Source organism: Lutispora thermophila DSM 19022, from assembly GCF_900142105.1.
Lineage (GTDB): Bacteria > Bacillota > Clostridia > Lutisporales > Lutisporaceae > Lutispora > Lutispora thermophila.
Map to the genome: position 1 here is coordinate 239721 of NZ_FQZS01000006.1, position 10354 is coordinate 250074.

The 10354-nt window shown below is 42.5% G+C and carries 13 protein-coding genes and 2 pseudogenes; 12 read left to right on the top strand and 3 right to left on the bottom strand.

Translation table 11 applies throughout. The annotated features are described in order from the left end of the window. Positions 1-159 precede the first annotated feature (159 nt). The 6 genes from prmA (at position 160) to BUB48_RS05535 (ending at position 4346) form a co-directional block, all read left to right on the top strand. Positions 160-1098, top strand: coding sequence for a 50S ribosomal protein L11 methyltransferase (gene prmA, locus BUB48_RS05510; protein WP_073025244.1), 939 nt, complete (start codon positions 160-162; stop codon positions 1096-1098). A 1-nt stretch (position 1099) separates the two neighbouring features. Then, a complete protein-coding gene (locus BUB48_RS05515; protein WP_073025245.1) occupies positions 1100-1837 on the top strand; it encodes a 16S rRNA (uracil(1498)-N(3))-methyltransferase in 738 nt (245 codons plus the stop codon). An 18-nt stretch (positions 1838-1855) separates the two neighbouring features. Continuing rightward, on the top strand, positions 1856-3163 hold the full coding sequence (gene mtaB, locus BUB48_RS05520; protein WP_073025246.1) for a tRNA (N(6)-L-threonylcarbamoyladenosine(37)-C(2))-methylthiotransferase MtaB: 1308 nt from the start codon (positions 1856-1858) through the stop codon (positions 3161-3163). Between the two features lie 66 nt (positions 3164-3229). Further along, entirely contained in the window at positions 3230-3574 is a 345-nt protein-coding gene (locus BUB48_RS05525) for a histidine triad nucleotide-binding protein (RefSeq protein ID WP_073025247.1), read from the top strand. 130 nt (positions 3575-3704) lie between these two features. Further along, entirely contained in the window at positions 3705-3881 is a 177-nt protein-coding gene (rpsU, locus tag BUB48_RS05530; RefSeq protein WP_073025248.1) for a 30S ribosomal protein S21, read from the top strand. Positions 3882-3902: 21 nt separating this feature from the next. After that, positions 3903-4346, top strand: coding sequence for a GatB/YqeY domain-containing protein (locus tag BUB48_RS05535; protein ID WP_073025249.1), 444 nt, complete (start codon positions 3903-3905; stop codon positions 4344-4346). Positions 4347-5050: 704 nt separating this feature from the next. Here BUB48_RS05535 and BUB48_RS05540 read toward each other — a convergent pair. Beyond that, complete coding sequence (locus tag BUB48_RS05540) at positions 5051-5479, bottom strand: helix-turn-helix domain-containing protein (protein WP_073025250.1); 429 nt, start codon at positions 5477-5479, stop codon at positions 5051-5053. 186 nt (positions 5480-5665) lie between these two features. On the opposite strand from BUB48_RS05540, the gene BUB48_RS05545 reads away from it, so the two are divergent. After that, the gene (locus BUB48_RS05545) at positions 5666-5908 is read left to right on the top strand and encodes a DUF6906 family protein (protein WP_073025268.1); all 243 of its coding nucleotides are present in this window, start codon (positions 5666-5668) and stop codon (positions 5906-5908) included. Continuing rightward, positions 5856-6230: a hypothetical protein gene (locus BUB48_RS18490; RefSeq protein WP_073025251.1), complete on the top strand. Its 375-nt coding sequence runs from the start codon at positions 5856-5858 to the stop codon at positions 6228-6230. Before BUB48_RS05545 ends, BUB48_RS18490 begins: the two co-directional genes overlap by 53 nt. On the opposite strand, the gene BUB48_RS05555 is transcribed toward BUB48_RS18490, so the two are convergent. Continuing rightward, positions 6208-6453, bottom strand: a complete 246-nt coding sequence (locus tag BUB48_RS05555) for a hypothetical protein (RefSeq protein WP_073025252.1) — start codon at positions 6451-6453, stop codon at positions 6208-6210. The genes BUB48_RS18490 and BUB48_RS05555 overlap by 23 nt on opposite strands. A gap of 129 nt (positions 6454-6582) precedes the next feature. On the opposite strand from BUB48_RS05555, the gene BUB48_RS05560 reads away from it, so the two are divergent. From BUB48_RS05560 to BUB48_RS05575, 4 genes and pseudogenes are all read left to right on the top strand, one after another. Further along, positions 6583-6801: a helix-turn-helix domain-containing protein gene (locus tag BUB48_RS05560; protein WP_073025253.1), complete on the top strand. Its 219-nt coding sequence runs from the start codon at positions 6583-6585 to the stop codon at positions 6799-6801. A 7-nt stretch (positions 6802-6808) separates the two neighbouring features. Beyond that, the gene (locus tag BUB48_RS05565) at positions 6809-7123 is read left to right on the top strand and encodes a hypothetical protein (protein WP_242944173.1); all 315 of its coding nucleotides are present in this window, start codon (positions 6809-6811) and stop codon (positions 7121-7123) included. Between the two features lie 160 nt (positions 7124-7283). Beyond that, positions 7284-9368: pseudogene (locus tag BUB48_RS05570) on the top strand (Mu transposase C-terminal domain-containing protein). A 17-nt stretch (positions 9369-9385) separates the two neighbouring features. Next, positions 9386-10093, top strand: a pseudogene (locus BUB48_RS05575) (AAA family ATPase); the annotation flags it as partial. A 24-nt stretch (positions 10094-10117) separates the two neighbouring features. On the opposite strand, the gene BUB48_RS05580 reads toward BUB48_RS05575, so the two are convergent. Beyond that, the coding region (locus BUB48_RS05580) for an integrase core domain-containing protein (RefSeq protein WP_139249917.1) at positions 10118-10354 on the bottom strand (237 nt) is incomplete at its 5' end.

Genomic DNA, 10354 nt, shown 5'->3' on the forward strand with positions numbered 1-10354 from the left:
TATATTCAGTGGAACAGGTATGAAAGGTTTTCTTGATAGTTAAAACGCTTCCAAAGGAAGCCTTTCTTAACATTTACACAATGTATATATTGTAAAGCAAGTTACAATTATATATAATAAGTATTCAGAATCAAAATATTAAAATTGGAGAGAGAAAAGATGAATTACATAGAAATCACTATACTGACAACTACAGAAGCCAGCGAAGCCGTATCATTTTTGCTTGAGGATGTAGGGGCTTCAGGCATAGCTATTGAAGATCCAAATGATTTTATTTTATTAAATAAAAATGAAACAGCTTGGGATTATGTAGAGCCTGATTTAATTGAGGCAATGGGAAAGGATGTAAAAGTAAAGGGCTACTTTCCTGAAACCATTTACACTGATGAGATAAAATCAAAAATAAAGCAAAGGGTAGATTCTCTAACGGATTTCGGTCTTAACAAAGGTAAGGGAGAAGTAAACACCAGAGTTGTAAAGGAAGAAGATTGGGCAAATGCATGGAAGAAGTATTTTAAACCTTTTAAAGCAGGGGAAAGAATAGTAGTAAAACCTACGTGGGAGGAATATGAAGCTGATGACGATGACATTATAGTCCAGATTGATCCGGGAATGGCTTTTGGTACAGGAAATCATGAAACTACATTGATGTGTATCAAGCTATTGGAGAAGTATGTAAAAAAAGGATGTAGAGTATATGATGTTGGATGCGGTTCCGGGATTTTGGGTATAACTGCGGCAAAGTTAGGAGCGGAAAGAGTTCTTTGTGTAGATCTGGATGAGGTTGCATGCAAATCTGCTATTGAGAATGTAAGAGTTAATGAGGAAGAAAGCAAAATAGTAGTAAAAAACTCAAATTTACTGGATGTGGCATCTGAAAAAGCAGACTTGATAGTTGCAAATATTATTGCAGATATAATAATATCTTTTACTCCGCAGGCCATCAATTTTCTAAAGGATGACGGCATATTCATATCATCCGGCATAATATTGGACAGACAAGATGATGTAGTTAATGCATTGAAAGAGCATCAGTTCTCTATTTTAGAAATTTCCCAAATGGGAGAATGGTGCGCAATAGCTGCAAAGAGGGGTTAGTATGCATCGCTTTTTTGTTGATATAGAGAATATAAAAAAGGATACAATTGATGTCACTGGGGAAGATGTAAACCATATTTCAAAGGTATTGAGGTTAAGAATAGGTGACAGCATAGTTTTGTGTGATGGCCATGGTATGGATTATTATGTATCAATAGAAGGTATGGATAAGCATGAAGTAAGGACAAGAATATTGAGTAAAGAACCTTCTAAGACAGAGCCCAAAATAAACGTTGTTCTCTATCAAGGCATTCCGAAAAGTGCTAAGATGGATGTTATAATTCAAAAGTGTACTGAGTTGGGAATAAGTCAAATAGTTCCGGTTATTAATGCTAGAAGCGTGGTAAAGCTTTCAGACGAAAAAGATGAAAGGAAAAAAGTGGAGAGATGGCAGAGAATTGCTTTGGAAGCAGCAAAACAAAGTCAAAGAGGGAAGGTGCCAAAGGTAGAAATGCCTATAGCATATGAAGAAGCATTGAAAAATGTAGCCCATTTGGATTTGTCTGTAATGCCTTATGAATTGGAAAAGAACAATAAATTAAAAAATATTATACGCGGGAAAATTATTAACAGCATAGGTATTTTTATTGGGCCTGAAGGCGGTTATGAAGATGAAGAAATATATTCAGCTGTAGAAAGAGATATTGTACCTGTAACACTGGGGCCAAGGATTTTGAGAACTGAGACTGCAGGGTCAACGGTATTAAGCTGTGTAATGTATGAGCTTGATGAGATGTAATAAATTGGAGGAAAAACATTGAATAAGGTAGCTTTTTATACTTTAGGATGTAAAGTAAATCAATATGAAACAGAGGCCATGATGGAGGCCTTTGAGAATGCAGGCTATGAAATTGTTGAATACGATGGATATTCGGATATTTATATCATAAACACTTGCACTGTAACTAATATTGGTGACAGAAAATCACGACAAATCATTAGGAGAGCTTTGGATCATAATCCGGAGGCCTTTATTGCGGTTGTGGGTTGCTATTCTCAGATAGCTCCTCAGGAGATACTGGAAATTCCTGGAGTTAAGCTTGTTGTGGGTACCAGTGAACGATCTAGAATAGTTGAATTGGTAGAAGAAGCGCATAACATGGACAAAAAGGTAAGCGTAGTGGGCAACATAATGGAAATAGAAGAATTCGAAGATATGGCTATAAGAAATTATAAAAGCAGGTCCAGAGCATTTATAAAAATACAAGAGGGATGTGAACAATATTGTACTTACTGTATAATACCTTATGCAAGAGGCCGAATAAGAAGTAGAAAGCCGGAAAATATAGTAAATGAAGTAAAGATTCTTGCGGAGAATGGGTATAAGGAAATAGTGCTTACAGGGATACATGTAGGTTCCTATGGCAAAGATTTGGGTGATGTTGTATTGATGGACATAATCAATATGGTTCATGAAATAGATGGAATTGAAAGATTAAGGATGAGTTCTGTAGATCCTATGACCTTTGATGACAAATTTATAGCCAATCTCCCAAGGCTTCATAAGCTGTGCAGACATTTCCATTTATCTTTACAAAGCGGTTGCGATGAAACTCTGAAAAGAATGAACAGGAAATATACTACCCAGCAGTACAGGGAAGTAGTAAGCAAATTAAGAAACATATATCCTGATGTTGGAATTACAACTGATATAATAGTAGGATTTCCCGGAGAAACAGATGAGGAATTCAAGAAAACTGTAGAGTTTGTTGAAGAGATGTCCTTTAGCAGTATGCATGTTTTCAAGTTTTCTCCAAGGAAGGGAACTCCAGCTGCAAAATTTAAGGGACAGGTGAACCCAAAAGTTAAGGACGAAAGAAGCAAGATTATTTCTGAAATCGCCCATAAAAATCATATTAAATTTATGAATAACATGATAGGTAAATCCTTTAAGGTTTTATATGAAGAAAAAATTGATGATGCGAGCAATTATTATGAAGGTCTTACAGATAATTATATTAGAGTAAAAGCTGAAACTGCATATGATATAAAGGGTGAGATTATTAATACTCGTCTTGTAGATATTGAAGGAGACATAATGATAGGGTATCTGGAAAAGATTTGATAAATAGAAGGATTTTTTAACATTTTGTTGAATATTTCTCTAGGCCTATTTAGGGAGGTGATATATATGGAAAACTGTATATTTTGCAAAATTGTGAAGGGTGAAATACCTTGCAATAAGGTATATGAGGATGATAAGGTTATTGCATTTAATGATATTAATCCGGAAGCTCCGGTTCATGTTCTCGTTGTTCCCAAGACTCATATTAAATCCATTATGGATTTAAGTGGAGATGAACATCAACTCATCAGCCATGTATTCAAAGTTATCTCAGAAATTGCTAAAGATCTTAAGCTTTCAGAGAAAGGATTTAGGATAGTGAATAATATTGGGGAAGACGGAGGTCAGACTGTTCCTCATATACATTTTCACATTTTAGGTGGTAGGTCTATGCAATGGCCACCAGGATAAAATACAGAAACCTTTTATTGACACCTAATTAGCATGTACTGTATAATAAAATATGTGTTTAATTTATCCCACTTTTTATGCAGTTTATTTTAACCTAATGATTGTTACCAGCGGAGGGAGGGTGAGTTAGATGTCTGAAATAAGAGTTGGCGAAAACGAGTCTTTGGAAAGCGCATTGAGAAGATTTAAAAAGAAATGTGCTAGGGCTGGAGTATTAGCTGAAGTTAGAAAAAGAGAACACTATGAAAAGCCAAGCGTAAGAAGAAAGAAAAAATCCGAAGCAGCTAGAAAGAGAAAGTTTAAATAAATATAAAAAGGGATGATTTAAATGTCTCTGAAGCAATTATTGCAAGATGATTTGAAAGCTGCAATGAAAGATAAAGATAACATTAGGAAGAATGTTATAACTATGGTCAGAGCAGGAATACTTCAAATTGAAAAAGACAAAAAAATAGAACTTGACGATGAGGGTGTTCTTGAAGTTATTGCAAAAGCCGTAAAGCAAAGGAAAGATGCTTTACCTGAGTATGAAAAAGGCGGTAGAACTGACCTAGTTGAAAATTTAAAAAGGGAAATAGATATATTGATGGCCTACCTTCCTCAGCAGCTTAGTGAAGATGAGTTAGACAATATTGTTACTCAGACCATATATGAAGTTGGAGCACAAAGTGCCCAAGATATAGGCAGAGTAATGAAGGCTCTTATGCCAAAGGTTAAAGGCAGAGCAGATGGAAGATTGGTAAACGAATTAGTGAAAAAGCATTTAAATTAAATCTGATTGATAAACCTGAAATCTAATCCATAGATTTCAGTGTACTCAGACAAGATAATTGACAAAACGGGATAAGACGGGATGTGACGGGAGAAACCGGGAAAAGGCAGTATTCATGCGGGTTAGTGAGAGATACGAAGGGAATTCAGTGACAGAAATATTGAGAACGGCATCGAGTGAGTTGATGTCGTCTTTTTTATGCCTTGAGGAGGCGTGGTGGTCATAGTGACGGCGGGCATCGTGTCGATTATCGATTCGTCAATAAGGCCGGAAAGCCGCATAAATTAAGGATTTATAGAAGAAATGAGCCGCTTTGGTGTCCCGGAAGCCCGTAGCAGCGCGGGGGATAAAGGACATCATCGCGGCTCATTTCGTATTATAACATCCAAGAAAAAGAAAGTCGAGGCGTTCAGCGTGCTAACGGTGCGTTAGTGAGCGTTAAATGCAGTAACGGCATTTCAAAAAAGCTTGAAAAATAAGGCTTTTTCAGGCGTTAGAGCGTTACTTTTTGCGTGCACGCCCGTGCGAAAAACCATAAAAAAGGGGCAAAAAAGGGGCGTGAGCAAAGTGACAAAACTATAAAATCATTAAAAACCTGTCACATTGCCCTATTATCAAGGGTTTCAGGCTCTTTATGTAGTGCGAAAAAAGCTCGAAGCAATGTGACAAAAAAGATAGAAAAATCTATCAAATAAACACAAAAATTAAGCCGTTTCACTTGCGGCTGCCTCTTCCCCTGTTCCTCCAATCATCGAGCCGGACAACGTTCCCTTTTTAAGTGCTTTATCATACAGCATATCAATATTAGCCTTTGCATATTCCTGGTCTCTTGCGTCCAATTGTCGAAACTTCCAAAGCATTTCTTTTTCCTGTTCTGTCAGCGACTCCGCTTTCTCATTTGTTGTATCTATCTTTCTGTATTTATTCTCACCTGTTAGAATCCATTCCATCGGAACATCCAAAGCAGTGGCGATTTTATAAAGCGAGAGCGTGTCAGGCGTACGCTTTCCTGTAACGTACTGGCTAACAGCATTATTGGACAGTCCAGTTACTCGGCAAAGGTCGGCTTGTTTTTGATTTAATTCTGTGAGACGAGTAATTATCCTTTTCCCCACGTTTTCAATTTCAAGCATATAGCTCCTCCTTTCATTGTTTACAACAAATGAGAAATTTTTATTGACAACCTCTCACTTGTTGTATAAAATAAGATTGATAGATAAATACATCAAAAAAATAATACCACATATGAGAGGAGGATGAAAGAAGTTTAGGGATTGACAGGAAATTTATTCCTAATTGAAACGGAGGGAGATGGGAGATTGAAGCACGGCAAGAGGCCCACGAGGGCGCAGAAGATACGCCTAAAGGAAGTTGGACTTAATTATGAAAACTGGCTGGTCGTGAAGGCGACTGCCGAAGGGCTCGAAGTGGTGCACAAACACTCGGGTAAGACAAGAAAAATCCCCGCAACGCTCGGGCAAAAGAGCGGCGGCAAAAGGAGGAAATGGAATGAAAACAGTCCTTCAGTATCTCACAGAACAAAGAGATATGGCATGGCATAACCGCCTTTGCTACTCCAAGACCTACGGCATGGACACTCCGAAGGAAGGCTATGAGAAGGAGTTTGCCGAGGCGGTCAGAGATTGCGAGATTGTCGAGGAGCTCATCGCATTGGTGCAAGAAAAAGAGACGCCCGCAGAACAGACGTCCCAATGTGAGTATAACGCCTCTTTGCAAGGTGTTCCGCTTCTCCAACTTCTTAAAAACTGGAAAAAGGAGAATATGGCACCTCTTGCACAAATTGAACTTCTTACCAAAGCATTCATTTTAGAGGAAAGAAAAGAGCTACGAAGATACTGCATCACTCCTCTTCGTTTCCTATAAGTGTCCTACGAAGAGCTTCCTCAAAAGTTTTAAGGGCAAAGAAGTAAGCACTTTTCGAGGAATAAAGAACAAACCTTAAAGTATCATCATCGATGCCAGAGCAGTATTCTGCCGCACATTTGCGAATTTCGTTCTCAAGATTGATGCAGTATTCTTCGGAATGCTCACCGATGTTAATGGTTAGGTCTTCAAGAAACTTATAAACTATCCCTGGTTCGTACATCGAATCACCCCCTCTCTATAATGTGGCCCCAATCTCATTATAGAGCCAAAAGGTGGAAGTAACCATTCGAAACACTTCACAATTTTTGAAGCGGAAGAGATTCTAAGAGCGCAGGAAGGAGGATGCTTGATGCAACGCAACAAAAGACAACTGACCGCCTTCGGCGTGTTGGTTAAAAAGACGCTCATAGAAAAAGGCATGACACAGGTGCAGCTCGCGCAAGAGGTCGGAACAAGCAACAAGTACCTCAATCTCATCCTATACGGAGACAGGTCGGGGGATAAGTACCTCCACCATATCGCGAGGGTGCTTGATTTAGACCCGGAATTGTTAAAAAAGATAGCATAAAGGAGGAATGAACTTGAAAAACGTCAGCGATTTTCTGCTCGAACTGGAAAACCTCAAGGCTGGGATGGGGATGAGCGAAAGAGTAATTCCCGATGAAATCAGGCTCATCATCCTGGAAAGGAAGCAGAACGAGCTCAAGCGGCAAACCGAGCAGGTTGAAAAGGAAATCCAGAAGGACATTGAGGATTTGTTCGACTGCATCAGCTTAAAACAGGCGAACATCGAAACCTTGAACGGCATCAACGCCTATCTTCAGGAAGAGCTCAGGAAGGTTGAGGAGCACATCGGCAAAATCAAGGCAAAGGCGACAAAAAGCGCGTGACCGGGGGATGGCATCATGAGGAATCAGGGCAAAAGGAAAGAGAGCCCCTTCGATACCACCCAAACAGGCTCTCCCATTCCCCGAAGATTCAAGAAAAATCTTCTCCTGCCATTATACCACGGCAGCGGTCACGGTTCAATGCGAAAGGAGGGAGAAGGGTTTGCCGGAAACATTCGTCACACTGGAAAGAGCGGCAGAACTTGAGGGAATCAAGTACAACACATTAGTTCAGCGAATCAAGCGCAATCCGAAAGCTTTCAAAACATCAACGGAGCCGGGAGAGAACGGCGGCAAAGACCGGGTGACGGTTGCCCTGTCCTCCCTCTCCGCCAAAGCGAGGAAGGCTTATAAAGCAGCAAAAAAGATAGACGGGAGGGATGTCATTATCGAACAGAAGGCGCAAGAGGCCCCGTGATATCTCGACACCGACCTCAACTGGTACATAGAGAGCCACAAGCGGGAATATTACGAGGCGGTCGAACTCGCAAAGAGAATTCAGGAGTTTGTCGCATACGGAGAAGGCGAGCGCACGGCTTACGCTGAGGAGTTTGCCGCAAAGCTCGGAATCAGTCAGAGGACGCTCTACCGTTACGCCGAGAGTTATCTTGAAGCGAGCGCGTGGGCTCTGAAGCTGGAAAAGGAGGAGGGCAAAAACTTCGACTTCTTCAAGGTGCTCGCCATATGCAGGAAGCCTAAGAGGTCGCACACCTTCCCGAGCCTGACGGACGAACAGAAGGCCCTCATTGAAAACATCTGGTTTGACGAGGACTTCGCACAGAATCAAGGCACGATTGAGATGCTTTATACGAAATTCGAGCAGGTCGCCGTGGAGAAAAAATGGGAAGGTTACCCCTCCATCAAGACGGTGGCCCGGTATATCAAGCATGTCATGGACGAGCTCCGGGGACGCAACGCCCACTATCTCGCCGCCAACGGAATGAGAGAGTTCAAAAATCACAGGATGCTCAAAGGTAAGCGCGACGCGACGGCCCTCATGGTCATGGAGTTCGTCCAGGGCGACGCTCACACCTTCGACTGCTGGGTGCAGTACACAAGCCCGAACGGGAAAATCAAGGCAATCCGCCCGGTGCTTGTTGCCTGGATTGACACAAGGAGTCGCTGCATATTAGGCGATGTAATATGCGTCAACGCTAATTCCCAGGTACTCAAAGAGAGCCTCGTCAAGATGCTCTATTCCCACCCGGGCGGCGTCCCGAAACACCTGCACATTGACAACGGCAAGGACTACACAGCAGAGACCAACACCGGGCAAAACCGCAAGGAGCGTAAGATGCAGGAACTTGACTTCGACAGCGAGACAAAAGGCTTCTACCGTTCCATAGGAATTGAGGACTGGTCAAGGTCTCTCCCTTATCAGCCGTGGAGCAAAGCGCAAATAGAGCGTTTCTTCGGAACAATATGCAGCATGTTCACCAAGTGGATGGCCTCCTACACAGGCACGCTGACCGGGTCAAAAACCTCCGGCAAACGGAAGAAGGACATCCCCGGGATGCTTGAACGGGGCGAACTTCTCACGATGGAAGAGTTCTACGAATTGTGGACAAAGTGGAAAAATGAGGTCTATCACAAGCGCGAGCACAGTTCCCTCAAGAAAGACCGGGAGCAGTACATCACACCGATTGAGCTCTTTGAACATGCTGAGCGGTACGTCAAAGCGGCTCCACCAAGGGAATATGCAGCGATGCTCCTGATGAAGGCCGACACCGCCCTTGTCCGCAATCAAGGAATTATCAAGTTCGGCACGCTTTACACGGATTACGAGCTCTGCCATTACATCGGACAGACCGTCAACATCAAATGGGACATCGACGACATTACAAAGCTCTATGTCTTTGACAAGAACGGCAAGAAGATTTGCGAGGCCGTCTCGGCGGAACTGCTTCAGTTCGCACCCCGTATGTCGCAAGCCGCTCTCGAAGCGCATCTTAAGAAGCAGAAAAAGCAGGTTCGAGAGACGAAAGAAGACCTCGAATGGTATCAGACGCCATACGAGCTCCGGGTACAGAACGAACAAGGCACTCCCGCTGTGGTTGGTGGTTTAGACCTCGCAGTCAGGGCCAGGAGGAACAACAACCTCATCCAGCTCCCGGACGACAAAGAGTTCCGCGAGGAGCTCAAGGCCGGAAGCAATTCCAAGAAGCAAAAGCAACATAAGGACTCAAATGACGAGTTCTTTAATAAAAAAGCTCAATCAGTCCTTGAAAAACTGAGAGCACTCGGATAATGAAGGGGGATAAACAAATGGAAGCATTAGCAGTTAAAGCCTATATAGGCGAAAATAAGACCCTTGCAGACAGGGTCAATGAGTACATCAAACGTGAAGGAATGACCATCACTGACCTCGCAAGCACCATCAATTATTCACGGACGACAGTTTCCCGGTATCTTGCCGGGAAGTACGACAGCGACGCGACGGAGCTTGAAGCGAAGCTTACCGTCTTCCTCGCTGAAGCAACAGGCGAAGAGCTTGCCGCTACCAAAGAACAGACGGTAGCCGTCAAGATTGCCAAAAAGAGAAGCTTCTTCGAGAGCCGGGACGCACAGAACATCATCGGCGTATGCAATTCCTGTCAGGAGTACACCGGGCTCGGCATTGTAGTCGGAAAGTCCGGCTTCGGCAAGACCCACGCCCTCAAGTATTACTCCAAGATGCCCCGGGTCGCATACATCGAATGCGACGACACCATGAGCTCAAGAGACCTGGTGGAGGCTATCGAACGGGCTCTCGGCATCCCATCCACCTACGGGACGATATGGAAGCGCGTCAACGGAATCCGGGAGTTTTTCAACATCAACCGCGGATATCTTTTGATTATCGACGAGGCGGACAAGCTTATCTCCAAGTACACACAAAAGAAGATGGAAATTCTCAGGGCCATATTCGACCAGTCCGATGTAGGTATGGTTATCGCAGGCGAGCCGAAGCTCGAAGTGGACCTATGTCAATATTTTAGACACAAAAACTCGGATTTACTATGCTGATTTTCTAGCCATATCCTCACATTGCTGAGGGGTAATATACCCAATGCTACCATGGATTCTCTTTCTGTTGTACCAGGATTCTATGTATTCAAAAATTGCCAGTCTTGCAGCATTAAAATCGTAGTAGGTTACTAGGTTAACCTCTTCCTTTTTTAGGGCAGCATGAAAAGACTCAATACAGGCATTGTCATAGGGATTTCCCTTAGAACTGAATGAGTGAATGAATTT